The organism is Sphingomonas sp. SORGH_AS_0879, assembly GCF_030819175.1.
Lineage (GTDB): Bacteria > Pseudomonadota > Alphaproteobacteria > Sphingomonadales > Sphingomonadaceae > Sphingomonas.
In genome coordinates this window covers 698,712-724,369 of record NZ_JAUTBJ010000002.1, presented here as the reverse complement: position 1 = coordinate 724,369, position 25,658 = coordinate 698,712, and the positions used below count along the sequence as shown (strand labels likewise).

At 66.4% G+C, this 25,658-nt stretch carries 22 protein-coding genes and 2 pseudogenes; 7 read left to right on the top strand and 17 right to left on the bottom strand.

Going from position 1 to position 25,658, the window contains the following annotated elements:
• Window positions 1-174 precede the first annotated feature (174 nt).
• Both QE379_RS04170 and queF read right to left on the bottom strand, forming a co-directional pair.
• The gene (locus QE379_RS04170; RefSeq protein ID WP_306998129.1) at window positions 175-924 is read right to left on the bottom strand and encodes a PEPxxWA-CTERM sorting domain-containing protein; all 750 of its coding nucleotides are present in this window, start codon (window positions 922-924) and stop codon (window positions 175-177) included.
• A 159-nt stretch (window positions 925-1,083) separates the two neighbouring features.
• The gene (gene queF / locus QE379_RS04165) at window positions 1,084-1,524 is read right to left on the bottom strand and encodes a preQ(1) synthase (RefSeq protein ID WP_007403692.1); all 441 of its coding nucleotides are present in this window, start codon (window positions 1,522-1,524) and stop codon (window positions 1,084-1,086) included.
• 21 nt (window positions 1,525-1,545) lie between these two features.
• Between queF and QE379_RS04160 the strand changes: the two genes are divergently transcribed.
• The 6 genes from QE379_RS04160 (at window position 1,546) to QE379_RS04135 (ending at window position 8,900) form a co-directional block, all read left to right on the top strand.
• The gene (locus QE379_RS04160; RefSeq protein ID WP_306998127.1) at window positions 1,546-3,084 is read left to right on the top strand and encodes a cryptochrome/photolyase family protein; all 1,539 of its coding nucleotides are present in this window, start codon (window positions 1,546-1,548) and stop codon (window positions 3,082-3,084) included.
• Window positions 3,085-3,214: 130 nt separating this feature from the next.
• Window positions 3,215-4,060 (top strand): sulfurtransferase, encoded by an 846-nt coding sequence (locus tag QE379_RS04155; RefSeq protein ID WP_306998125.1) that lies wholly within the window; start codon window positions 3,215-3,217, stop codon window positions 4,058-4,060.
• A gap of 5 nt (window positions 4,061-4,065) precedes the next feature.
• Entirely contained in the window at window positions 4,066-5,262 is a 1,197-nt protein-coding gene (gene metC, locus QE379_RS04150) for a cystathionine beta-lyase (RefSeq protein ID WP_306998123.1), read from the top strand.
• Window positions 5,259-6,551, top strand: coding sequence for a mechanosensitive ion channel family protein (locus QE379_RS04145; protein ID WP_306998120.1), 1,293 nt, complete (start codon window positions 5,259-5,261; stop codon window positions 6,549-6,551). The genes metC and QE379_RS04145 overlap by 4 nt, the downstream gene beginning before the upstream one ends.
• A 195-nt stretch (window positions 6,552-6,746) precedes the next feature.
• A complete protein-coding gene (locus QE379_RS04140) occupies window positions 6,747-7,583 on the top strand; it encodes a TorF family putative porin (protein ID WP_306998118.1) in 837 nt (278 codons plus the stop codon).
• 177 nt (window positions 7,584-7,760) lie between these two features.
• Window positions 7,761-8,900, top strand: coding sequence for a TonB family protein (locus QE379_RS04135; RefSeq protein ID WP_306998116.1), 1,140 nt, complete (start codon window positions 7,761-7,763; stop codon window positions 8,898-8,900).
• A 60-nt stretch (window positions 8,901-8,960) separates the two neighbouring features.
• Here QE379_RS04135 and QE379_RS04130 read toward each other — a convergent pair.
• The 7 genes and pseudogenes from QE379_RS04130 to QE379_RS04100 all read right to left on the bottom strand — a co-directional run bounded on the left by QE379_RS04130 (window position 8,961) and on the right by QE379_RS04100 (window position 16,171).
• A pseudogene (locus QE379_RS04130) lies at window positions 8,961-9,375 on the bottom strand (DUF3035 domain-containing protein).
• Window positions 9,368-9,874: a signal peptidase II gene (gene lspA / locus QE379_RS04125; protein WP_306998114.1), complete on the bottom strand. Its 507-nt coding sequence runs from the start codon at window positions 9,872-9,874 to the stop codon at window positions 9,368-9,370. The pseudogene QE379_RS04130 and the gene lspA overlap by 8 nt, the downstream one beginning before the upstream one ends.
• A complete protein-coding gene (gene ileS, locus QE379_RS04120; RefSeq protein ID WP_306998112.1) occupies window positions 9,867-12,698 on the bottom strand; it encodes an isoleucine--tRNA ligase in 2,832 nt (943 codons plus the stop codon). The genes lspA and ileS overlap by 8 nt, the downstream gene beginning before the upstream one ends.
• 35 nt (window positions 12,699-12,733) lie before the next feature.
• Window positions 12,734-13,672 carry a bifunctional riboflavin kinase/FAD synthetase gene (locus QE379_RS04115; RefSeq protein ID WP_306998109.1) on the bottom strand — a complete coding sequence of 313 codons (939 nt, stop codon included), beginning with the start codon at window positions 13,670-13,672 and terminating at the stop codon, window positions 12,734-12,736.
• 33 nt (window positions 13,673-13,705) lie between these two features.
• Window positions 13,706-14,752 (bottom strand): diguanylate cyclase domain-containing protein, encoded by a 1,047-nt coding sequence (locus QE379_RS04110; protein ID WP_306998107.1) that lies wholly within the window; start codon window positions 14,750-14,752, stop codon window positions 13,706-13,708.
• Between the two features lie 160 nt (window positions 14,753-14,912).
• Window positions 14,913-15,380 (bottom strand): dihydrofolate reductase, encoded by a 468-nt coding sequence (locus tag QE379_RS04105; RefSeq protein ID WP_306998104.1) that lies wholly within the window; start codon window positions 15,378-15,380, stop codon window positions 14,913-14,915.
• Window positions 15,377-16,171, bottom strand: a complete 795-nt coding sequence (locus tag QE379_RS04100; RefSeq protein ID WP_306998102.1) for a thymidylate synthase — start codon at window positions 16,169-16,171, stop codon at window positions 15,377-15,379. Before QE379_RS04100 ends, QE379_RS04105 begins: the two co-directional genes overlap by 4 nt.
• Window positions 16,172-16,267: 96 nt before the next feature.
• Here QE379_RS04100 and QE379_RS19570 point away from each other — a divergent pair, with 96 nt between their 5' ends.
• A complete protein-coding gene (locus QE379_RS19570) occupies window positions 16,268-16,660 on the top strand; it encodes a JAB domain-containing protein (RefSeq protein WP_341504640.1) in 393 nt (130 codons plus the stop codon).
• 222 nt (window positions 16,661-16,882) lie between these two features.
• On the opposite strand, the pseudogene QE379_RS19565 reads toward QE379_RS19570, so the two are convergent.
• From QE379_RS19565 to QE379_RS04060, 8 genes and pseudogenes are all read right to left on the bottom strand, one after another.
• Window positions 16,883-17,488 (bottom strand): annotated as a pseudogene (locus tag QE379_RS19565) (TorF family putative porin); the annotation flags it as partial.
• 8 nt (window positions 17,489-17,496) lie between these two features.
• On the bottom strand, window positions 17,497-17,943 hold the full coding sequence (locus QE379_RS04090) for a hypothetical protein (protein WP_306998098.1): 447 nt from the start codon (window positions 17,941-17,943) through the stop codon (window positions 17,497-17,499).
• Window positions 17,944-18,080: 137 nt separating this feature from the next.
• Window positions 18,081-18,827, bottom strand: coding sequence for a class I SAM-dependent methyltransferase (locus tag QE379_RS04085; RefSeq protein WP_306998096.1), 747 nt, complete (start codon window positions 18,825-18,827; stop codon window positions 18,081-18,083).
• A gap of 1 nt (window position 18,828) precedes the next feature.
• On the bottom strand, window positions 18,829-19,956 hold the full coding sequence (prfB, locus tag QE379_RS04080) for a peptide chain release factor 2 (RefSeq protein WP_306998094.1): 1,128 nt from the start codon (window positions 19,954-19,956) through the stop codon (window positions 18,829-18,831).
• Between the two features lie 69 nt (window positions 19,957-20,025).
• Window positions 20,026-22,524, bottom strand: coding sequence for a penicillin-binding protein 1A (locus QE379_RS04075; RefSeq protein WP_306998092.1), 2,499 nt, complete (start codon window positions 22,522-22,524; stop codon window positions 20,026-20,028).
• Between the two features lie 54 nt (window positions 22,525-22,578).
• Entirely contained in the window at window positions 22,579-23,532 is a 954-nt protein-coding gene (locus QE379_RS04070; RefSeq protein WP_307003076.1) for a rhodanese-related sulfurtransferase, read from the bottom strand.
• 104 nt (window positions 23,533-23,636) lie between these two features.
• Complete coding sequence (locus tag QE379_RS04065) at window positions 23,637-24,137, bottom strand: hypothetical protein (RefSeq protein ID WP_306998090.1); 501 nt, start codon at window positions 24,135-24,137, stop codon at window positions 23,637-23,639.
• Between the two features lie 264 nt (window positions 24,138-24,401).
• Window positions 24,402-25,637, bottom strand: coding sequence for an N-acetylmuramoyl-L-alanine amidase (locus QE379_RS04060; protein WP_306998088.1), 1,236 nt, complete (start codon window positions 25,635-25,637; stop codon window positions 24,402-24,404).
• Window positions 25,638-25,658 lie beyond the last annotated feature (21 nt).

Sequence of the window (25,658 nt, the reverse complement as noted above, 5' to 3'; positions counted from 1 at the left end):
GCCTCCGACCGTGCGGAGGTCATCGAGCCGAGATTCCGGCCCGCCTTCCCTATCCGGGAAGCCGTTGCCATGTGCTTGCGGGTCGGAATCTCGAAAAACCCAAAAAAACGACCGGCCGCACGATGCGCGGCCGGCCCATTCGCTGCCACCGCCCCAATGCGGCGGATGGGAGGCTCAGGCGATCGTCATGGTCGGCGCACCGCCGCGCCGACGCAGGACATAGCCGACCAGCGCCAGGCCCAGCAGCAGCATCGCCCAGGTCGCAGGTTCCGGCACGGCGGTCGGGTTCGAGACGGGCACGGAGCCAGCGCCATAGCCGGTGCCGCCCGCGAACGTCGCGACACTGACGCCGACGCCCGTGGTCGGATCGATGCTGAGGATATTATTGTCCTTCACGCCGAACAACCCGTCGGCCGTGGACGCCAATCCGAACACGTCCGTGGTCCCGCCGATCAGGCGGGCCGCGCCGGTGATCGTATCGACCGTCGCAAGCCCGAGATTGCTGGCGAGGTACAATTGACCCTTGAAGAAGGCGAGATCGCCCGCCGATTGGATGCCCATCGCGCCGACAAGGCTCGTCTGGCCGTTGGTCGGATCGATCTTGTAGAGAGCGTCGCTGCCCGAGCCGAACAGCGTCCCGTCGGCGCCGAAAACCAGGCCGTTCACGAAGCCGCCGAGCGAACCCAGCACCGTGGTCGCGCCGGAAGTCGGCGAAATCTTGAAGAGCGTCCCGCCATTCACGCCGAGCAGATCGCCGCCGGAACTCAACGCGATATCGAACATCACGCGACCGGTGTTGCTGATCACCGTGCTGCCCTTCGTCACCGTGTCATAGGAGATGAGGTTGCCGTTCGAGTCATTGATGAGAATGGTGGGGTTGGCATTGGCCGCACCCGCAGCCCCCAACCCGATCAACACAGACACCAAGACTGTGAAATACTTGAATATCTTCTTCACTGCCCCGCCTCCATCGATCATCGGATCGATGCCAATTGCCGGGCATAGTTACAGGACGCGAGACAGTGCTTCAAATATTGTCGATGTTTCAAACCGGGATTGACGGGACATCTCGGCGGGACTTGCTCAACCCCGGCCGCGATACCCCGCCACACCCTGGTCGGGCAGCCACAGATCGGCGGGCGGGGCGGAGGATTGCCAGAACACGTCGATCGGAATGCCGCCGCGCGGATACCAATATCCGCCGATGCGCAACCAGACCGGCTTCATCTCCTCGAACAGACGCTCGCCGATGCCCACCGTGCAATCCTCATGGAACCCCGCATGATTGCGGAAGCTGCCCAGGAACAGCTTCAGCGACTTCGACTCGACGATCGTCTCGCCGGGCACATAGTCGATCACCAGATGCGCGAAGTCGGGCTGGCCGGTCACCGGGCAGAGCGAGGTGAACTCGGGTGCCGCGAACCGGATCAGATAGGTACGCCCCGGACGGGGGTTGGGAACATAATCGAGCACCGCCTCTTCCGGGGAAGCGGGCAGCGCGCTGGTCTGGCCGAGATGCTTCATGAAAGGCCATGTAGGACAGCCATGCCCAAAGCGCCAACGCTGATCCCGATTCTGGGCGACCAATTGTCGATGAATCTGTCCAGCCTGGAGGGCGCGGACCCCAAACGCACCGTGCTGCTGATGATGGAGGTGGCGGACGAGACATCGTACGTGCGCCATCACAAGGCCAAGATCGCCTATATCCTGTCGGCCATGCGCCACCATGCCGAGGCGCTGAAAAAGGCGGGCTGGCAGGTCGACTATGTCACGCTGGACGATCCGGACAATGCGGGCAGCTTCACCGGCGAAGTCGCGCGTGCGGTCGAACGCCACGACCCCGAACGCATCGTCGTTACCCAGGCCGGCGAATGGCGCGTCGCCGCCATGCTGGACGCATGGGAAACGATGTTCGGCATCCCCGTCGATATCCGCCCCGACACCCGCTTCATCGCGTCCCAGGCCGAGTTCGAGAATTGGGCGAAGGACCGCAACGAACTGCGCATGGAGTATTTCTACCGCCTGATGCGGCGCAAGACCGGGCTGTTGATGAAGGGCGACAAGCCCGAGGGCGGCAAATGGAATTACGACGCCGACAATCGCAAGCCCGCGCCGAAGAAGGAAACACCGCCTGAGCCGCTGACGTTCGCGCCCGACCGGATCACCCGCGACGTGCTGACGCTCGTTGCCGCGCGGTTCGACAATCACCCCGGCTCGCTCGACGGCTTCGCCTATGCCGTCACCGCCAAGGAGGCGCAGGCACAGGCCGAGGCGTTCATGGCGCATGCCCTGCCCCAATTCGGCGACTATCAGGATGCGATGCTGACCGGGCAGCACCAGCTATGGCACTCGGTCCTGTCGCCCTATATCAATTCGGGGCTGCTCGATCCGCTGGACCTTTGTCGCATGGCCGAGGCGGAATATGAGGACGGCAACGCCAGCCTCAATTCGGTCGAGGGCTATATCCGCCAGATCATCGGCTGGCGCGAATATGTGCGTGGGCTCTACTGGCATGTCGGGCCGGATTATGTGGACCGCAATGTCCTGCGCGCGAAGCGGCCGCTGCCCGGCTTCTACTGGACCGGAGAGACCGACATGCACTGCATGGCCGAGGCCTTGGGCCAGACGCTCGACACCGCGCACGCACATCATATCCAGCGGCTGATGGTGACCGGCAACTTCGCCATCCTGATCGGTGCCGACCCGGCGGAGGTGCATCGCTGGTATCTGGAAATCTATATCGACGCCTATGAATGGGTCGAGCTGCCCAATGTCATCGGCATGAGCCAGTTCGCCGATGGCGGCATCATCGCGTCCAAGCCCTATGTGTCGTCCGGCGCGTACATCAACCGCATGTCGGATTATTGCGGGGCTTGCCGATATGACGTGAAGCAGCGGGTGGGCGAGGACGCCTGTCCGTTCAACGCGCTCTATTGGGATTTCCTGGCGCGGCATGAGGAGCGGTTCGGCGAGAATCCCCGAATGGCGATGCCCTATCGGAACTGGAACCGGATGGCGGAGGAGGACCGGCAGGCGATCCGGGTGCAGGCGGCGGGGTTTTTGGAGGCGTTGGATCGGGGATAGTGATCCCCTTGGCCTTCGACTTCGCCCCTAGCCGCTCCCCTCCCGCCTGCGGGAGCGGCTTACCGCGCCCATGCTTGCGACCCTGCCCTGAACGCGCCTAGGTACGGGCGATCGATCAAGGGGAGCCCCGATGCCGCCACTCCTAACCCCGCAAGACCTTGCCGCCATCGCAGGCGAAGCCGATGTGCGCATCCTCGACGTCACCTATTTCCTGGACGATCCCGGCGACGCGAAAGCCCGGCGGGGATATGAGGACGGGCATATTCCCGGTGCGCGCTTCCTGGCACTGGGCAAACTCGCCGATCCCGACAGCGACCTGCCGATGACCCTGCCCCAGCCGGACGCCTTCGCCCATGCGATGAGCGAAGCGGGCGTCGGCCATGCCGACCGGATCGTCCTGTATGATCGCTCCCCTCTGCACAGTTCCGCACGCGTCTGGTGGCTGCTGAGCCTGTTCGGCGCGAAGTCGGTGGCGCTGCTCGACGGCGGGCTGGAGGCTTGGACGGCGGCGGGGCATCCCGTCATGGTCGGCCCCGCTGGCGCGACCGAAACACCAGGCCTGTTCGTCGCCCATGCCGACCTTGCCCGCGTCCGCAGCCTTCGCGAAGTGCGTAGCCAGGTCGAGGCGGGCGATGCGCAGATCGTCGACGCCCGCTCCCCCGGCCGTTTCGCCGGGTCCGAGCCCGAACCACGCCCCGGCGTCGAGCCCGGCCATATCCCCGGTGCCCGCAACCTGCCCTATTCCAGACTGTTCGAGGGTGACGGTCGCTGGAAAAGCCCCGCCGCCATCGCGCAGGCCTTCGCCGCCGCCGGGGTCGACCCGACCAGGCCGATGGTCGCCACCTGCGGCTCCGGCATCACCGCCTGCGTCCTCGCCTTTGGCGCGGAGCGGATCGGCGGGATGATGCCCGTCTATGACGGAAGCTGGACCGAATGGGGCTCCGACCCCAGCACCCCCAAGGCGAAAGACGTTTGAACGCGATGACCGACGACGATCTGCCCATCAAGCCCGCCACCCGTCTGGTCCAGGCGGGCCGCCGCGCCGAATGGACCAAGGGCGTGGTCAACGTCCCCGTCTGGCGCGGCTCGACGGTGCTCTACGACAATGTCGCGCATATGCGCGCCACCGGCGCGGGCAACCTGCATGAAAAGCTGTTCTATGGCCGCAAGGGTCTCCCCACCCAATGGTCGCTCGCCGATGCGCTGACCAGTCTGGAGCCGGGGGCGGAGGCGACCTTCCTCTACCCCTCGGGTGTCGCGGCGATCGCGGCGGCCTTGCTGTCGGTCCTGTCGCCGGGGGACGAACTGCTGCTGGTCGACAGCGCCTATGACCCGACCCGCGGGCTCGCCACCGGGTTGCTGGCGCGGATGGGGATCACGACGCGATTCTACGACCCGCTGGTCGGCGCCAGGATCGCCGAGCTGATCGGCCCGGCCACACGCGCGATCTTCCTCGAAAGCCCCGGCTCGCTCAGCTTCGAGGTGCAGGACGTTCCCGCCATCGTCGCGGTGGCCAAGGCGCGCGGAATCACGACGATCCTCGACAATACCTGGGCGACGCCGCTGTTCTTCCCGGCGATCGAAAAGGGCATCGACCTGACCGTGCTGGCCTGCACCAAATATGTGGTCGGCCATTCGGACGCGATGCTGGGGTCCGTCACCGCCGCGCCGTCGCATTGGGCGGCGCTTCGGGATACCAGTTTCCAGCTTGGGCAGGTCGCCAGCCCCGACGACGCCTATCTGGGCAGCCGGGGCCTGCGCACCATGGGCGTGCGGCTGGCCCAGCATCAGGCGAGCGCGCTGACCATCGCCCGGTGGCTCGCCGAACAACCGGGCGTGGCGCAGGTGCTTCACCCCGCTTTGCCCTCCTGCCCCGGCCATGACGTGTTCGCGCGCGATTTCCTGGGCTCGAGCGGGCTGTTCGCCTTCGTCCTCGACGGCGGCAATGATGCGGCGCGCACCGCGATGCTCGACGGGCTCGCCCATTTCGGGCTGGGGTTCAGTTGGGGCGGCTATGAGAGCCTCGCCATCCCCGCCGATCCGCATCGTTATCGCAGCGTCACCAGGCGCGACTTCGCCGGGCCGCTGATCCGGTTGCAGATCGGGCTGGAGGATGTGGACGACCTGATCGCCGATCTCGACCGGGGCCTGGACCGCTTCCGGGCGGCGCGCGGATGACGCTGTTCGAATGGCTTCAGGCGAGCGGCATCGAACTGCCGACCCGCGCCGAGGCCATCGAGGCCGGGGTCGCCGCCGCCCTGACGCTGGCGATGCTGGCGGGCGGCGTGGTGGCGGGGCGCAAGGTCGGACCACATGTCGCCGCGCTGATCCAGCGCTTCGCCATCGCCCATGGCGAGGCGATCCAGGCCCGTATCTGCGCGATCACCCGGCATGTCGCCGCCGCCTTCCTGCTGATGACGCTGGGCGCGATCTGGCCCTGGGGGTCTTTGGCGGGGGTGCCGATCGGGCTGGCGCTGGGCGCGTCGGTGGCGCGGGCGGGGTTCCAGTTGCTGCGCGGGCTCAACCTGCCGCGCTGGCTGGCCTGGGTCTTCGCCATCGTCTGTTTCGTCGCGCTGTTCAGCCGCGAAATCGGCGGGCTGGAGCCGGTGACGCGGTTGGCCGAGCAGATCGGCTTCACCGTCGGGTCGCGGCGCTTCTCGGTAATGCTGCTGGTGACGATGCTGGTCACCATCGTCGCGATCCTGGCCGTCACCCGCGCCGTCACGCGCATCACCGAGCAGTGGATCGGCCATGCGCGCGGGTTGGACCCGACCCAGAAGCTGCTGGCGCAGAAGCTCGCCAGCATCGGCATCGTCGTCATCGCCTTTTTCTTCGCGACCGACCTGCTGGAAATCGACCTGACCAGCCTGGCGCTGTTCTCGGGCGGCTTCGGCCTGGCGATCGGTTTCGGGTTGCAGAAGACGATCGGCAATCTGATCGCCGGGATCATCCTGTTGATGGACCGATCGATCAAGCCGGGCGACGTGATCGCGCTCCAGAACGAGATCGGCTGGGTCAACAAGATCGGGGTGCGCGCCGTCTCGATCATCACCCGCGACGGCAAGGAGCATCTGATCCCGAACGAAAATCTGATGACGCAGGAGGTGGAGAACTGGTCCTATTCCGACCGCAACGTCCGCGTCCGGATCCCCGTGTCCATCGCCTATGACAGCGACCTGAAACTGGCGCAGGAACTGATGCTGCGCGCCGCGCACGAATCGCCGCGCGTGCTCAAAAGCCCCAAGCCCAGCGTCTGGTTGATGGGCTTCGGCGATCATGCGCTCCAGCATGAAATCCTGGCCTGGATCAGCGACCCCGAAAGCGGCGTCGGCAATGTTCGCTCCGATGTCCTCAACCGCCTGTGGTTCCTGTTTAAAGAACATGGCGTCGGCCTGCCTTATCCACAGCGCGACATTCATATCCGATCCTTGCCGATGGGCGAACGGCACGAAAATTTAGGCTCTTAATCTGTGTTATTTGCGCAACATCCTGTGCGATGAATGTCGCCATGCGATAGATTATGCTTGTGCGGTGCACCACCGCCTGCCAATATTTCAGACATCGCTACGGCAGACGGTCCGCCGGGTTCGCCCGACATACAGAGGCCGCACCGATGCGAGCTTGCAGGTGAGAACATCGAATTTCCGTTTGAAAGGGAAACGATGCGCTTCTCCACGATCCTCCTTGGCGGCCTCTCGCTGGTTGCCGCGACGCCCGCCTTGGCGCAGGACAGCGGCACCGAAACCGCACCGCCCTCGCCCATCACGGTCAGCGGCAGCGCCGCGATCCTGACCGACTATCGCCTTCGCGGCGTGTCGCAGACCAACAAGAACGCCTCCGTCCAGGCCGCGCTGACCATCGCGCATGAAAGCGGCTTCTATATCGGCACCTTCGCCTCCAATCTGGCGGGCTGGGGCACGTTCGGCGGCGCCAATATGGAGCTGGACGGCATTGCCGGGTACAAGCACAGCTACGGCACCGCGACCGTCGACGCGGGCGTGACCTGGTACACCTATCCGGGCGGCGCGTCGGAAACCGACGTGGTCGAATTCTTCGGCCGCCTGTCGGGCACCGCGGGTCCCGCGACACTGACCGCCGGCGCCTATTACGCGCCCAAGCAGACCTCGCTCGGCAACTTCTCCAACACCTCGTACAGCCGGGGCCAGCGCTGGGATAACGTCTATCTGACCGGCGACGGCGCGGTCGGCATTCCCAGCACGCCGATCACCGCCAAGGCGCATATCGGCTATTCCAAGGGCAATCCGGGCCTGGGCCCCAACGGCACCAGCCTGTCGCCCACCGGCAGCTATTGGGACTGGTCGCTGGGTGCCGATGTCGCCGCGTACAAGAACCTGACCTTCAACGTCTCGTACATCGACACCGACATCACCAAGTCGAAGGCGGCCTATATCCAGCCGAACTTCTCGCAATATCAGACGCCGGGGGGCGCCTCGATCTCGGATGCGACGGTGGTCTTCTCGCTGACCGCGGCCTTCTGATCCGAAAATCCATCGGGGGGTGAAAGGGTGGCGCCGGCAACGGTGCCGCCCTTTTCCATATGGGACTGGCTGTGGGGCGATTTCCTCCATAAGCTGCGCGAGCCCGACCCGAACTGGGGCGCGAGGGATCGCCCGGACCGGAGATCGGCGGATCGTCGAGGGAGTGAAGCACCCGCCATGCCCCGAACCACAGGCCCGATCGTAACCGTCCCCGCCATCGCCGCGATGATCGCCGCCACGCTGTCGGCCCTTCCCGGCCAGGCCACGGTCCCGCCCCCGCCGACCGATCGCTCTCTCATCGGCTGGACGCCCGGTGAGGTTCGCTGCGGAGCCGATCCGGTCCCCGGACAGCCGATCCGCCGCCCCTGGAATGTGCTGAGCTGGGGAACGCCGACCTCGCCGGACCGGGTCACCTATCGATTCGCCATCGATGCGACGGGGCGGCCGGTATCGATCACCCGTGATGCGCCGGGCTTCGTCGCCTTTGCCGAGGATACCGCCCCCGCCTTGGCGGCCAGTCGCTTCGCCTCCGGCGCGCCGCAACAGGGTTGCACCGTCACCTTCGCCCGGTGGGGCAGCAAGCTGGGCCAGGCGGATGTGGTCGAACTCATGTCCTATACCATCCATTCGACCAGCGGCCCGTTGCCCAAAGAGGGGTGGGACCGGATACGGAGCGCGGCGGGCAGTTGCTTCGACATGCCCTATCCCCAGCCGCTGATCCGTCACTTGCCCGATTTCCGGGCGCTTCCTGCGACACCCGGCGTCCAGAGCTGGTCGATGATCGCCTATGACCTGGATGCACGCGGCAAGCCCCTCCGCCCCCGTGTTTTCAGCGGCACGGGCAATGCCGCGCTCGACAAGGCGTCGCTGGCCGCCATCCGCGCGTCGCGCTTCACCAAGGGCGCGCGGACCGGTTGCTTCTATCCCTTCCACCGAGCGCCGATAAAGATGGAGGCCCCCGCCATGCCGCCAGCGTTGCATGACGCGAAGGTCGATGGGAGCACCTGTCCCGACCAGCATGGCTGGGCCAATCCGCCCCAGTTGCGCTTCCCCGAGCCGTGGCGGCGGCGCTCGATCGAGGGTTGGGCGGTCGTCAGCTACGACGTCGCGACCTGGGGCGAGTTGGGCAATATGAAGGTGGTCGCCGCCGAACCCTCGAGCGAATTCGGCGATCAGGCGATGGCGGTGCTGCGTAGCGCCCGCTTCGCCCCCTCACCCCAGGGCCATGTCGGCTGTGTCGACCGGGTAAAGTTCGTGATGGGGCCGGAGAATATGCCCCCCGGCGATGCCGACGGCACGGCACCGCCCGCCTATTGACCATGAAAAAGGGGCCGGGAAGCCTGTGCGCCCCGGCCCCTTTTCCAAATTCGATCGGGATCAGTTGGTCGCGGCGCGCGCGTCCTGGCCGTCGCCTTCGGGCGCGGCGACGATGTCGCGGGTGGTCGCGCCCTTGTCGACGACATTGGTGCCGGGGTCGCCGACCGAGGAGCGGATGCCGGCATCGGCCGTATCCGCACCGGCATTCTGCACCAGCCCATATTCCGACTGGCTGCGCGCCGCCTGACCGCCGAACAGCGCGTCGAGCGTCTGCTGCTGGCCGCTGCGCGCCTGGACGGGGGCGGCACCCGGCTGGGGCGGGACCAGTGCGAAGTCGGGCGGGATGATCAGCGAGGGCTGGCGCGCGACGGCGAATTCGTCGGGCCGCGCCCGGTCCAGGCCACGCCCGGCCCCCACATCCCGTCAGCAACGCGGCGCAGGACAGACCTGCGATGACGGGCACCAACTTACGCATTGCTCTTCTCCACGGGAGCGGGCCGGTCGCGCACGAGAAGCGCGCGCGCCAGCAGAACCAGAACGCCTATCGTAATCGCTGCATCGGCGACATTGAAGACCAAAAAGGGCCGCCACTCGCCGAAGTGCAGATCGGCGAAGTCGACGACATAACCGAACCGCACCCGATCGATGATATTGCCCAGCGCCCCGCCGAGCACACAGCCCAGCGCGACCTGATCCACCGGATTGCGCTCGCGCGTCATCCAGAAGCCGACCGCCAGCGCGATCGCCCCGGTCATCGCGACCAAGGCCCAGCGCGAGGCATTGCTATCGGCGGTCAGCAGGCCGAGCGAAATGCCGTAATTGGGCACGAAGCGCAGGTTGAAGATGCTCACGATCTCACGGACATCGCCCAGCGTGCGCAAGGCCAGCGGCCCGGTGATCGCCCATTTGATGACCTGATCGAGCAGGAACAGCGCGAACGCCGTCACCAGCCCCAGCCGGGGGAACTTACCCATGCGCGACCACCTCGGCGCAACGCCCGCACAATTCGCCATCCACCGCCACATCGGGCAGATGCCGCCAGCAGCGACCGCATTTGTGATGCCGGGTCCGCGTCACGGCGACCGTGTCCGCCAAGCTCACGTCCGCGACGATGAACGCCTCGGCCAGCGCATGGGGTTCGAGCGGCAGCGACGGCACCGTCACCTCGGCCTCGTTGGACGAGCGCACGGTCTTTTCGCGGCGCAACGGCTCGATCGCCTCGGTCACTTGGGCGCGAAGGCCCCGGATCTCGGTCCAGCGCGCCATCAGCGCCTCGTCCTCGCCAAGCTGCGGCAGTTCCGGCCATTCGAGCAGATGGACCGAGCCATCCTCCGAGGGGAAGCGCGACTGCCACACTTCCTCGGCGGTGAAGCACAGGATCGGCGCCGCGTAACGAACCAGCGCGTGGAACAGGATGTCGAGCACGGTGCGATAGCTGCGACGCTTGGGATCGGTCGCGGCGTCGCAATAGAGCGAGTCCTTGCGGATATCGAAGAAGAAGGCCGACAGATCCTCATTCGCGAAATCGGTCAGCGCGCGCAGATAGCGGTTGAACTCATACGCATCCGCCGCGCGGCGCAACTCGGTGTCGAGCGCGGTCAGGCGCGCCAGCACGTAGCGCTCCAGTTCGGGCATCGCGTCGAACGAGATACGCTCCTCTTCCGCGAACCCGTCGAGCGCGCCGAGCAGATAGCGGAAGGTGTTGCGCAGCTTGCGATAGCTGTCCGAGGCGGTGGCCAGCACCTCCTTGCCGATGCGGACATCCTCGAAATAATCGGTCGAGGCGGTCCAGATGCGCAGGATATCCGCCCCCGACTCGCCGATGATCTTGAGCGGATCGACGACATTGCCCAGCGACTTGGACATTTTGCGCCCCTGGCCGTCGAGCGCGAAGCCGTGGGTCAGGACGGCATCATAGGGTGCCCGGCCCCGCGTGCCGCAGGATTCGAGCAGCGACGACTGGAACCAGCCGCGATGCTGGTCCGAGCCCTCGAGATACAGGTTCGCGCGCGTGCCTTCGCCATAGCGCGCCTCGATCACGAAGGCATGGGTCGAGCCGGAGTCGAACCACACGTCGAGAATGTCGTTGACCGGCTCGTAATCGGCCAGATTATAGTCGGCACCCAGCAGCGCCTGATGATCGGCGGTGAACCACGCATCCGCCCCGCCCGCCCGGAAGGCGTCGAGGATGCGGGCGTTGACCGCCTTGTCGTTCAGATATTCGCCGGTCTGGCGGTTCACATAGAGCGCGATCGGCACGCCCCAGGCGCGCTGGCGGCTGATGACCCAGTCGGGACGCCCCTCGACCATCGAACGGATACGGTTGCGGCTACGCTCGGGCACCCAGCGGGTCCGCTCGATCGCGTCGAGTGCGGTCTGGCGCAGCGTCGCGCCATTGCCCAGCGGCACGGTGAGGAGCGGTGTCACGCCCGAGATCGGGTCGACGGTCGCCATAGCCATGTCGGGCACCAGCGTCGCATCGGCACGGTCCATCGGGATGAACCATTGCGGCGTGGCGCGGAAGATGACCTTCGCCTTCGACCGCCAGCTATGCGGATAGCTGTGCTGGAAATCGTCCGAGGCGGACAGCAAAGCGCCGACGCCCCGCAGGTCCGAACAGATCGGCCCCTCGGCGGACACGAACTTCTTGTTGATGACGCTCCCCTGGCCGCCCAGCCACGCCCAGTCGGGGCGATAGGTGCCGTCGCCCTGCACCGCGAAGACCGGGTCGATGCCGTTGGCCTTGCACAGCAGGAAGTCGTCCTCGCCATGATCGGGGGCCATATGGACCAGACCCGTACCCGCCTCGGTCGTGACGAAGTCGCCCGCCAGGAAGGGCCGGGGCTTGGCGAAGAAGCCGCCCAGCGCGTGCATCGGATGTCTGGCGGTCGCGCCCTCCAGCGCCGGGCCCTTCACCAGACCGATGGAAGTCTCCACCGCGATGCCGGTCCGCTTGGCGAAGGCGGGCAGCAGCGGCTCGGCGACCAGATAGCGACGCCCCGCGCTTTCGAAATGCAGATAGTCGATCGCCTCGCCATAGCTCAGCGCCTGGTTGACCGGAATCGTCCAGGGCGTCGTGGTCCAGATGACCGCCAGCGCGCCGACCAGATCGGGATATTCGGGGCAGCTTGCCACCTCGAACCCGACATCGATCTGGGTGGAGACGATGTCCTCATATTCGACCTCCGCCTCGGCCAGCGCGGTCTTTTCGACCGGCGACCACATGACCGGCTTGGCCCCGCGATAGAGCTGGCCCGACTCGGCGAACTTGAGCAGTTCGCCCGCGATCACCGCCTCGGCGTCATAGGTCATGGTCAGGTACGGATTGGCCCAGTCGCCCATCACGCCCAGCCGCTCGAACTGCGCCTTTTGCGTGCCGACCCAGGTGTCGGCATAGGCACGGCACTCGGCGCGGAACTGCGCGACGGGCACCTCGTCCTTGTTCAGCTTCTTGGCGCGATACGCCTCCTCGACCTTCCACTCGATCGGCAGGCCGTGACAGTCCCAGCCGGGGACATAGGGCGCGTCCTTGCCCAACAGGGTCTGCGAACGGACGATGATGTCCTTCAGCACCTTGTTGAGGGCATGGCCCATATGAATGTCGCCATTCGCGTAAGGAGGGCCGTCATGCAGAATGAACCGCTCGCGCCCGGCCCGCTCGCGGCGGAGGCGGTCGTACAGCCCCATCCGGGCCCAGCGATCCAGAATCGCCGGTTCCTTGGCGGCAAGCCCCGCCTTCATGGGGAAATCGGTCTTCGGCAGGAAGACGGTGTCGCGGTAATCGGGCGCGTCGGTCATAAGGGACACGCCCTTAGCGGGTTTGAATTACCGCGTCATGCCGGATTATGCGTGGCGAGCAGAGCGCGCGCGCGGGCGCAATCCGCATCCATCTGCGCGACCAGCGCGTCGAGCGAATCGAACTTCGCCTCGGGCCGCAGATATTCGATCAGCTCGACCGATAGGCCCTGACCGTACAGGTCACCGGTGAAGTCGAAGAAATACGGCTCCAGCAATTCCTTGGGCGGATCGAAGCTGGGCCGGATGCCCAGATTGGCGGCACCGTTCAGCACCCGCCCATCGGCCAGCCGCCCGCGCACCGCATAGATGCCGTAAGCGGGGCGCAGATACTGTCCCATGTCCAGATTGGCGGTCGGATAGCCGATGGTGCGGCCCAGCTTGTCGCCATGCTGGACCACCCCCTCGATGGTGAAGGGCCGGGTCAGCAGGCGCGCAGCCTCGCGCGGCTGTCCGGCGACCAGCGCGGTGCGGATGCGACTCGAGGATATCGTCTCCCCGTCCAGCATGACCGGCGCGACGGCATCGGTGGAAAAGCCGCGTGCGATGCCCCAGGCGCGCAAGGCGTTCACGTCGCCGCTCCGCGCCTGGCCGAAGGTGAAGTCCTCGCCCGTCACCACCCCGCCGACACGCAATGCGGCGAGCAGCCGCTGCTCGACGAAATCCTCCGCCGACAGCGCCGCCAGTTCGGGGTCGAAGCGGAACACCAGCATCGCATCGACACCCGCCGCCGCGAACAGCCGCTCGCGCTGGTCGAGCGTGGTCAGGCGAAAGGGCGCCGCGTCGGGCCGGAAATAGCGGATCGGATGCGGATCGAAGGTCGCGACCAGCGCGGGCCGTCCCTCCGCTCGCGCACGCGCGACCGCGGCACCGACCACCGCCTGATGACCGAGGTGAAATCCGTCGAAATTGCCCAGCGCGACGATCCCGCCCGCCAGATGCGCCGGGATCGGACCCGCGCCATCAACTCGCTGCATGGGCGGGCGCTATAACAGGCCGCACCGAATTGGCTAGGCGCGCGACATCACGCGATTGCCGATGCCCTCGCTCGCCACCATGCGCAACGCGTCGGCCCGGTCGAACGCCTCCTGCATCGGCACGCCGATCCCGACCGCGACCCCGGCGGACATGGTCACCACGCCGATCGGCTCGCCCGATCCCCGCAGGCGCAGGGTCCGCGCCTGCATCGCCGCGCGCGCGTCCTCCATCATCCCCGCCACCATCGACAGCGGGCGACCGCGCAGCACGACGACGAACAAATTGCCCTGCCAGCGGATGATCTCCGCCCCTTCCGCCACCTGGCGAAGCGTCGCGACGAAGGCGCGCAGGACATTGTCGGCGACCGACCGACCATAGCGTTCGTTGATCCCCTCCAGATCGTCCAGGCTGCACGCCGCGACGACATAGCCATGCGAATCGCTGGCCAGCCCGTCGATCAGGGTGCGCGCGCCGGTCCGGCTCATCACCCCGGTCAGCTGGTCGATATCGTCATTCTGCGGCACCGATTCGATCCGGCTGCGCAAGGCGGCGATGCTGCCCGACAATTCCTCCAGGTCGCGTTCGGTCTTCGAGATACGTGCGATCAACTGTTCGAGCAGCAGCGCGATCGCGCCCGAATCGGGGCCCAGGTCGTTGCCCAGGGTCCTGCCGTGCCGATGGGCGTGCGACAGGGCGGCGACGTCGCTGGTGAAGTCGCTGGTGATCTGGCGCGCGTCGCTGGTCAGCGAGTCGAGCGCCTCGGCATGGTCGCTGAGGTCGCGTTCCAGTTGCGCACGATCGGCCGCCGGTCCGATCGCCTCATGCTCGCGGACCAGCGGCATGAGTTCGCCGACATCCTCCTCGGTCAGGCGGACGCCGCCATCGGTGCGGCGCGCCACGTCCTGTCCCAACGGGCCATAGGGATGCAGCACGGTCTGAAGCGCCAGCGCATAGCTGTTCGTCGTGCGGGTCAGCCGATGGTGATCGAGGAACAGCAACGCCTCGCGGCTGGCGTCGAACAATCCGGGAGGATCGATATCGGGCCGGTTCTGACCTTCGCTCTCCCAATCCATGATCATCGCGTGGCGCCCCACCTTCGCTTCGACCGCACCGCGCCATCGCAGTCGCAATCCTTCTCTCAAGCCCGACCTTTACGAGCCTTCCGATCGCAAATGAAGATGGGCGGCGAACAAAATTTTCACAATGTTATTAACCGATCTTTACCGACCATTTCTTCTGTCACTTGGCCAGCGTCACAAAGGAATAAGCCGGGCGACCGTCCAAGGCAGGATAATGCTTTCTGTTAACTTCGCGCCAACCGATGAAGGGTGCGACGATCGTCTCGCCTTCGGCATCCATATCTATCTCGGTCAACTCGACCCGATCGGCAAGGTCGCGGAACAGTTCGAAAATTTCCGCACCGCCGATCACCGAGACCGCACCCTCGCCCGCCAGCGCCAACGCCTCCGCGACCCCGTGCGCGACCTCCGCCCCCGTCGCCGACCAGTTCGGGTCGCGGGTCAGCACGATGTGACGCCGCCCCGGCAGCGGGGACGGAAAGCTCTCGAAGGTCTTGCGGCCCATGATCATCGGCTGGCCCATGGTCAGCGCCTTGAACCGCTTGAGGTCGGCGGGGAGGTGCCAGGGCAAGTGGCCGTCGCGCCCGATCACGCCGTTGCGCGCGCGCGCCAGGACCAGCGTGATCATATCGCCACCGCCGCCTTGATATGCGGCTGCGCGACATAATCGTGGAGCACGAAATCCTCGGGCTCATAGCCGTCGATCGCGTCGGGGCGGCGCAGGATTTCCAGCCGGGGCAGCGCGCCGGGTTCGCGCGCCAGCTGCGTCCGCGCCTGGTCCAGATGGTTCAGGTAGAGATGGCAGTCGCCGCCGGTCCAGATGAACTCGCCAGCCTCCAAATTGCATTGTTGTGCAAGCATATGCGTCAGCAAGGCATAGGACGCGATATTGAATGGCACCCCAAGGAAGATATCCGCCGACCGCTGATAGAGTTGCAGCGACAATCGGCCATTCGCGACATGGGTCTGGAACAGGCAATGACAGGGGGCCAGCGCCATGGCGTGCAGGTCGCCGGGGTTCCAGGCCGACACGATCTGACGGCGCGAGGCGGGCTGGGTGCGGATCTGCTCCACCAGCTCGGCGATCTGGTCGATATGGCGACCGTCCGACGTCGCCCAGTCGCGCCACTGCTTGCCATAGACGGGCCCCAGATCGCCCGCCTCGTCGGCCCATTCGTCCCAGATGCTGACCTTACGCTCCTGCAACCAGCGGACATTGGTGTCCCCGCGCAGGAACCACAGCAGCTCGACGATGATCGAGCGCAGATGGAGCTTCTTGGTGGTCAGGACGGGAAAGCCCCTGGCCAGATCGAACCGCATCTGGTGTCCGAAAACCGAAAGGGTGCCCGTGCCGGTCCGGTCCATCTGCCGGACGCCCTGGGTCAGCACCCGGTCCATGAGGTCGAGATATTGCCGCATGGTCCCGGCCTAGCGCCACAGGGCCCCGCCGCCAAGCCGCACCGGATCGGAGCGGGACGAAGATGCCCGGACGCGCGCCGCGAGGCAGACCGACCCATGCCGCTCGTTCCCACCCGTCCGCGTCGAATTCAAACCCTTGAGGATGCGTTTCAACTGTTCGCCGGCCTGGCTGTCGGTCGGCAGGAGGCGATCGGAGTCGCCTTTTTATGTCCGCAACGAACCATATTGGGATTGCGTCATGCCTGGGGCCGGGAAGACCGGGTGACGATGCCCATCGCCCGGATCACGCGCGACGTCCTGTTGCTGGCGGCGCGGGCGGTGCTGATCGCGCACAACCATCCCGATGGCGATGCCCGCCCCAGCGCCGCCGACCTGGCGATGACCCGCCGCCTGTCCCAGGGGCTGGCCGCACTGGACGTGGCGCTGCTCGATCACCTGATCGTCACCCGCGCCGGGATCGTCAGCCTGCGCGAACAGGGACTGGTGTGACGCCGTCGCGCCAATCAGGACAATCCTCTTGCCCCTCTTCAAGGGAAGAGGGGGGGACAAGGAACCGAATGGAGCTTCGATCCGTCCTAAAAACCCAACCGTACCCGACCGACGATCCGATCGCCCGAATGCCGCGCATCGGCCAGGGGAAAAGGCGGAAGAGGTCCGCTCCGACACGTCGGTGCCGACATAATCCAGGCCCAAGGTCACCGGCCCCGTCACATGCTCGACGCCCAGGCGCCAGTCGCTATAATCGCCACCGGGACGCAGCCGGGCGGCGCGGAAACCGTTGTCGGTGCTGCCCGAGGAATGCCCGATTCCCGCCAGCAGGGTCCAGGGCGTGCCGGGAATCCCCGCCTGCGCCCCGGCATGGAGATAGAGATTGTCGCCGCCGATCGCGTCCTGTGACGGCGCATAGTCCGCGCCCGCCTCGACGTTCAGCGGACCCAGCGTATAGGCCGCCGATCCACCCATCTCGACATAATCGGCGTCGAAGCCCGCTCCGCCGAACAGATGACCGGTCACCCGCCCGCGTACCGTGACCAGGCCCAGCGTCGTACTGGCGCCCAGCATCAGGTCCCCGACCACGCCCGCGCCGCCATGCCGATCCGATTCGCGCAAAGACACGATCCGCCCGCTCGCCTCGAACGGGCCGCTGGTCGCGAAGATATCGGCGGAGGGCGAAACCCGCCCCCCGCTCCAACTCAGGCCGCGACGATTCTCGTCGCTGTTCAACTCCACCCCGATGCTGGAGCGTTGTTGTGCGATGGCGGGCGTCGCGGCCAGCACCGGAGCCACCGTGACGATGGCGGCCCATATGGTCTTCATGTCGATCGTCATCCAGCGCGCGTCTCGGCATGGAGGCGGTCCATCTCGGCGCGCAGCAAGCCATGGTCCTCCTGTGCGACCGCCTGAAGGTGATCGCGGACCGATTCCTGCCGCCTGGCCACTTCCTGCGCAATCGCGGTGCGGTTGGCGCTGCACCAGCCGGGACGGCTGCCCTCGATCACACCATCACGGCTCGCGCTGCGCATCAGGGTCGCGCCGCTATCCGCCCGCGCCTCGCGGTGGACGGTCACGTTCGCGCTCCACTGGCACCGCAACGTCGAGGGACGCCCGCCGGTGGTCACCGCACCGATCTGCTTATGGGTCACGCCGACATCGGCGCTGTAACGGACCGCGACCGGCCCCGAATGATGGTCGATCCGCACCCGGTGTTCGAGCGCGCCGTCGGACGCCGCCACCCCACCGAGTAGCAGTCCGGCGATCATAAGCGTGTTCATCATCATCTCCTTCTACGGAGCCCCGACCCATGCTGGCCGGTGGCCTATCGGCACCCTGCGGTTCCGATACCGGATCAATGCATGACAAAGCTGTCAGGTTGCAAATCTGTCACCCTGACGACGACGTTTTGACGGCGTCAGTCGCCCTGCATGCGACAGGGGCGGATCGCGCCGGGTTCCGGCCGGGGTCCGGTCGCCCGGAAGGTCGCCAGATAGCCGCCCGCCGAGGGCATGTTTTCGATCGAGACCTGGGTGAAGCCCACCGCCTCGAACTCGCATTTGAGCAGCGCGGGCGGGGTGCCGTGCGCCTTGGTGCGGCGATTGGCATCGACGACCACCACCAGACCGTCGCGCTTCAGCGCCGGGAACAGCCGCCACAGGAATTCATAGGGCTGTTCGATCTCGTGATACATATGGACCATCATCACGCGGTCGAAGCTGTTGGGCGGCAGCTTGGGATCGGCGGGTTCGCCCAGCCGGACGCTGACATTGTCCAGCCGCTCGCGCGAAACGCGCTCGGCCAGCTGGTCGCGCCAGGCGGCGACGATGTCCTCCGCCAGCACGCGGCCGGTCTTGCCGACGCGCTGCGCCAGGCGGACGGTGTAATAGCCCTCGCCCGCGCCGATATCGGCCACCGTCATGCCAGGGCGGATCTTCGCCCGGTCCATGACCTGATCCGCCTCGCGCAAGCGATCGCGGGCGTCCTCGTTCGACCAGCGCGACGACACGACATCGGCCACCGGGCGATCCGCCGCCGGGAAGGGGCCGGGCCGTTCCTCCTCGTCCTTGTGCGGAATGAGCGGCTTGGAGCCATCGCACGCCGTCACCGCGCCCCCCAGCGCGATGAGCAGCGCCGCCGCCAGCATGGACCCCCGCTTCGACATCTTACTCGACGTCTTCCACGGCGACGGCTTCACCAGTCACCCGCTGCGACAGTGCCGCCGCCATGAAGGAATCGAGATCGCCGTCGAGCACGTCGCCCGGCGCGGTCGAGGTGACCCCTGTCCGAAGATCCTTCACCAGCTGATAGGGCTGAAGCACGTAGGACCGGATCTGGTGGCCCCAACCGATATCGGTCTTGGTCGCGTTCTGCGCATTGGCCACCGCCTCGCGCTCGGCCAATTCGCGTTCGTACAGGCGGGCGCGAAGCTGGTTATAGGCCTCGGCCTTGTTCTTGTGCTGCGAGCGCTGGTTCTGGCACTGCACGACGATGCCGGTCGGCAAGTGGGTGATGCGCACCGCCGAGTCGGTCGTGTTGATGTGCTGACCACCCGCGCCCGACGCGCGGTAGGTGTCGATGCGCAACTCGCTCTCGTTGATCTCGACCTCGATATTGTCGTCGATCACCGGATAGACCCACACGCTCGAAAAGCTGGTGTGGCGGCGCGCGGCGGAGTCGTACGGGCTGATCCGCACCAGCCGGTGCACGCCCGACTCGGTCTTGGCATAACCATAGGCGTTCTCGCCCTTGACCAGCAGAGTCGCCGACTTGATCCCGGCCTGTTCGCCCGCATGGAAGTCGATCAGTTCGACCTTCATGCCGTGCCGCTCGGCCCAGCGCGTATACATGCGCTGGAGCATCCCGGCCCAGTCCTGGCTCTCGGTGCCGCCCGCGCCCGCGTTGATCTCGATATAGCTGTCATTGGCGTCGGCTTCACCCGCCAGCAGCGCCTTGACCTTGTCGGCCTCGGCCCGCTTGGCGAGTTCGCCCAGGCTGGTGACGGCTTCCGTCTCCAGTTCCTCGTCGCCCTCCATCTCCGCCAGCTCGATCAGCTCGACCGTGCCCGAAAGTTCGTTCTCGATGGCGCGGGTGGCGGTGATGGCTTCGTCCAGGCGACGACGCTCGCGCATCACCGCCTGCGCCTGTTTGGGGTCGTTCCACAGCGCCTGGTCCTCGACGCGCGCGTTCAACTCGTCCAGGCGGCGCAGCGCGCGGTCCCAGTCGAGGAAGCGGCGCAGCAGCGCCAGAGCGTCATTGATCGTATCGACATGAGCCTGCGCTTCAGCGCGCATGAATATTCTCCGAATCGGTCGCCTCTCCCGCGCCCAGGGGAACGGGAAAAGGCGAATATGGGAAGCGGGCTAGTAGATTCCGCCTTCCCTTTGCAAGAAATCGCTGTCGCGCGGCGGCGCGGGGGTCGCCGGACCGGCGGGGGTCGCGGGGGCCTGGCTCGCCGCCTCGGCATTGCGGCGGGCGCGGCGGCGCGGCTCGCTCTCGGGTTTGAACGCCTCCCAGATCACGGCGGGCTTGGGATCGTCACCGGTCGGGAAGGTGCCATAGACCGGTCGTCCGCTCGCCCGGTCGATGCGGACCATGCGAATGCCCGGCGACGCGCGGAAGGGCAGCTTCTCCAACCCCTCATAGGCCTTTTCGGCGAACTGGCGGAAGATCGGCACCGCGATCGTGCCACCCTGGGCATAGCCGCCCAGCGAGCGCGGATGGTCATAGCCGATATAGAGCCCGCCGACGAACTGCGGGGTGCCGCCGACGAACCACACATCGGTCGGGCCGTTGTTGGTGCCGGTCTTGCCGAACATCGGGCGGTTCAGGTCGCGCAAGGCCGTCGCGGTGCCGCGCTGGATCACGCCCTCGGTGATATGCACCATCTGATAGGCGGTCATCGCGTCGAGCACCTGGCGCTGGCGCGAGATCGGGCGCGGCATCGGCTTGCCGTCATAGTCCGCCGCGTTGCACCGGTCGCAGGCGCGCCAATTCTCCGGCAGGATCACCTTGCCGTGCCGGTCCTGCACGAAGTCGATCAGCGTGGGATCGCCGCCGCGCCCGTTATTGGCGAGGATGGCATAGGCGTTGACCATCTGCGCCACCGTCGTCTCGCCCGCGCCCAGCGCATAGGCGAGATAGGGCGGAAAATCGCCGATCCCCATCTGCTTGATCGTCGCCACGACATTCTTCATGCCGACGGTCGACGCCGTCCGCACGGTCATCAGGTTGCGCGACTGCTCGATGCCCCAGCGCATGGTGTGCGGCCCGGCGCCCGCCGAATTGCCGAAGTTGCGGAAGCATTTGGTGCCCAGCCCCGCCCCCTGGTCGACGCAGAACGGCCCATCGACGATGATCGAGGCGGGGGTCATGCCATGGTCGAGCGCGGCGGAATAGACGATCGGCTTGATCGTCGAGCCCGGCTGGCGCTGGGCCTGGGTGGCGCGGTTGAACGCCTGGAGCCGCGCGTCGAACCCGCCCTGCATCGCCAGCACGCGGCCGGTCGCCGGTTCCTCGACCACGAACCCGCCAGAGATGCGCGGCACCGAACGCAGGCCGAAGCCGCTGCCTTCCGGCGCGACCGCGACGATATCGCCGACCTTGAGCGCGCTGAACGCGGTCGCGGCGCTGCCCCGGCGCGGCATCTGCGCGCCCGAGCGCGGAAGCGTGCCGGTGCGGCCATTGGCGAAGCCGATCATGGCCTCACCCGAATCCTTGGCGGTGACGATCCCCGCCCGCCAGTCGCGATAGTCGAGCCCGATATTGGTGTTGAGCAGCGCCTGCTGCCAATTGTCGCCGCCGATATCCTCGTGCCGGATCGGCCCGGACCAGCCACGCCCGCCCTCGAACCGGACCAGCCCGTCGCGCAGCGCCTCGGTCGCCAGGTCCTGGAGCCGCGTGTCGAGCGAGGTCCGCACCCACAGGCCGCCGTCATAGACGCTATGCGGCCCGCTCTCCGCCTTTTCGCCGTAGAGTTTGATCAACTGACGGCGGACTTCTTCCACGAAATAGCCGCCGACCTGCGCATATTTGGGGGTGCGGCGCAGCACCGTGCCCAGGGGCTCGACCATGGCCGCCTGATATTGCGCGCGGGTGATGAAATTGTTGCGCAGCATCTCGCGCAGGACATAGGCGCGCCGTTCCAGCGCCCGGTCGGGATGGCGGACCGGATCGTAATTGGACGGCCCCTTGGGCAGCACCGCCAGATAGGCCATCTGACCCAAGGTCAGATCGTTCAATTCCTTGTCGAAATAGGCATGCGCCGCCGCCTCTACCCCAAAGGCGTTCCGCCCGAGCGCGATCTGGTTGAGATAGAGTTCGAGGATCTGCGGCTTGGTCAGCGTATCCTCGATCTTATAGGCCAGGATCGCCTCGCGCACCTTGCGCGTCGGGGAATAGGCATTGCCGATCAACAGGTTCTTGGCGACCTGCTGCGTGATGGTCGACCCGCCCCGCGCACGCCGCCCGGTGCCCCATTTCCTGGCATAGTCGATGACCGCGCCCGCCAGCCCCGGATAATCGACGCCGCCATGCTCGAAGAAGCTCTTGTCCTCCGCCGCCAGGAAAGAGCGGATCAGCAGCGGCGGATATTCGTTGAACGACAATTCCACCCGGCGTTCGCGGGCATAGGACTGGATCGGCGCACCATCGATCCCCCGGACATGGGTGGGCAGCGGCGGCTCATAGGCCTTGAGCGCATCGACCGAGGGAAGGTCGCGCATGAACACGAACCAGAACACGCCCGCCCCGATCGCCGCCAGCAGCGCCAGCGCGGCGAGCGCCTTCACCCACCAACGGCTCCACAGGCGTCGGCGCGGACCTTCGGACGGATCGGTGGGGGGGGAGGAGTCGACGGCCATGGCTTTGCGCGGGCTCGTGTAGCAGGTTCGGCCACGCTTGCCACCCGCTTGCCGTCAGGGGCGGAGCGGTTCGTCGCCCGGCGCGCCCGGCGTGTCATAACGCGCGCCGACATGCGCGACCCCGCGCGCCGCCGCCAGCGCCTCCTGCCGGTGCCGCTCGGCATAGGCCGCCAGCCGCTCCGCGTCGCGCGTGCCGTGGCAGGCGGGGCAACTCACCCCCTCGACATAGAGCGGCGAGGCCATGTCCTCGGGCCCGACCGGCATCCGGCAGCCATGGCACAGCCCGTGACTGCCCTGCGCCAGCCCATGCCCGACCGCGACACGCGCATCGAAGACGAAGCACTCGCCGTTCCAGCGGCTCTCCGCCTCGGGCATCGTCTCCAGATATTTCAATATGCCGCCGTCGAGGTGGAAGACATCCTCCACCCCCTCGGCCTTCAGGAACGCGGTCGCCTTTTCGCAGCGTATGCCGCCGGTGCAGAACATCGCGACCTTCGACTTGCCCGCCATCAGTTCGTCGCGATGTTCGCGGAACCAGGCGGGGAAGTCGCGGAAACTCTTCGTCCCCGGATCGACCGCCCCGTCGAACGTGCCGATCGCCACCTCATAATCGTTGCGCGTGTCGATCAACAGCGTATCCGGGTCGGCGATCAGCGCGTTCCATTCCTCGCCCGAGACATAGGTGCCGACCTCGCGGGTCGGATCGATGCCCTCCACGCCCATCGACACGATCTCCCGCTTTACCCGCACTTTCATCCGGTGGAAGGGCATCGTCTCGGCGGTCGAGTCCTTATAGTCGAGATCGGCGCAACCGGGCAGCGTGCGAATATGGTCCAGTACCGCCTCGACCCCGTCATGGCTCCCCGCGATCGTCCCGTTGATCCCCTCGCCCGCGAGAAGGAGTGTCCCACGAATGCCGTTCGCCTCGGCGACGGTGAGAAGCGGTTCGCGGAGCGCGACGGGGTCGGGGAAAGGCGCGAAACGGTAAAGGGCACAGACGCGGATCATCGACATGCCTTTACGCCGATCGGGCGGAGGGGACCAGATGCGTTGCCCTTCCGGCACTCCACGATACTGGGCCGGTCCCAAGAGGATGGTAAAGCAGGAAATGGTCAGATTGTCGCTGCCGTTCGCCCCTTTGCCACCCAGTCGCGTCGAACTGCGATACCGGACGCAAGCCAGAGCGCACCAGCAGCCATAAACCCGGCCACCTCACCGCCTGTAGGGGCTCCCACGAAGAAGCCCATAATCGCTGCAACAACCAGCGCCGTCCCAAGAACATAGAACGGGCGAAAGCCAGCAGCGAAAGCGATTGGCAGAAAATGCAGGCCAACGACCAGCGCCATCGATGGCAACAGAAGATCAGGCCGATCTAGGTTCATGACGATGTTGGCGGCAAGGAAAAGGCCGACGCCTTCGCCGATGCTACTCCACATGATGGCTCGTTCTTCCTTTGGCGACGGCTTGATGCCCTCGCCGGGGGTACGGATCACATAGCTTGCGGCGAAACCGATCAGGATGAACACCAAGAAGGGCAGCGCCAGAGCGACCCCGGACAAGTGCCACTGCCAATATAGCGTCAACGAAGCGAAAACCGCTCCGAAGAAGCTCATAATCAACGCGCCCCATGCCCCCACAGACGGCCCCCTTCTCTCTAATAGTCGGCCCACAGTACGTCTGCCGTTTGGAATGGTCGAGAGAGATTAGATCAGGCGCTACACCGCCGCCTGTTCCCGATTGGAAAGGCTCAGTGGAAGGATTGAACTTTGCAGGTCACTCCGCAAGCCGATCGCAGCGCGACTTTCCCGAAATCCGTTCCCGATTGCACCTTCTCGCTCCCCAATGGAGACGCAGAAACGGGAGAGGTCGCCCCCACCCTACCGCGCCGCCATCCGCCGCGCGAAGTGCACCTCCACGGCCTGCAATACCGCCTTGGCTATCCGGTCCTGTCCGTCCTTGCTGTCGAGGAACGCCGCGTCCTGCATGTTCGAGATATAGCCCGTCTCGAACAGGATCGACGGCATGTCGGGGGCCTTCAGCACCATCAGCGAGGCCATGCGGTGGAAGGTCGGCTTGACCGGGATCAGCGGCTTCGCCTCACGGCCCAGCAGACGGGCGAAGCTGGCCGAGGCGTTCATCGTCTCGCGCTGGGTCAGGTCGATCAGGATCGAGGAGACGTCGCTGTTCCCGCCCAGGTCGACGCCCGCGATCACGTCCGCCTTGTTCTCGCGCGCGGCCAGCCGCGCGGCTTCCTTGTCGGAGGCGACGTCGGACAGGGTATAGGCGGTGGCCCCGCGCGCCTCGCCCGCGCCCGCGCTGTCGCAATGGATCGAGATGAACAGGTCGGCATGGAGCCGCCGCGCGATGCCGTAACGCTCGCGGTGGAGAATATAGCGGTCGTCCTCGCGGGTCAGCGCGGCGCGGACCCGCCCGCTGGCGACCAGCGTGTCGCGAATCGCCTTGGCGATGGCGAGCGTCAGGTCCTTTTCGCGCAGGCCGGTCTGCGGGTTGATCGCGCCGGGATCGACCCCGCCATGCCCCGCATCGATCACCACCAGCGGGCGATTGTCCGCGCCCCGCACGCGCGGCAGGGGCAGGTTGCGCGACGGGCTCGGCACCGGGACGGTCAGGGTGTAGGCGGGCTTGCGCTGGAAATGGAACGGGAAGAAGTCGAGCCCGCCCGCGAAACTCGCCTGGGTGAAGCCCTTGTTCAGCGGCTTGAGCGTCAGCGACAATTGCCGTCCGTCATCGTCGAACCCGCCGTCGAAGATCACCGCATCCTGCGCCAGTTCGAAGGTCAGGCGGGTGATGCCGGGTGCGATTCGGCGCTGGCTCAGGCTGCGCACCGCGCCGTCGCGGATCGTCGCCGCGCCGGGCGTCGCGCCGGTCACGTCGATCGCCACGCGACGCTGCTCGCCCAGCATGACACTGCGCGCGCGCTTCACCGGCGAATCGAATCGGATGATCACCTGCGCGCCGCGCACGATGATCTTCTGAACCGTGGCGGCCCAGGCGCCGCCAGGCGCGAGGAGCCCGAACAGAAAAGCGAACAGCATCAACACGACCCGGCGTACATGCCGCGCCCGCCTGCCGCTGGTCCAGCGAAAAGCCATCACCTCAAACCCTTTTTGGCG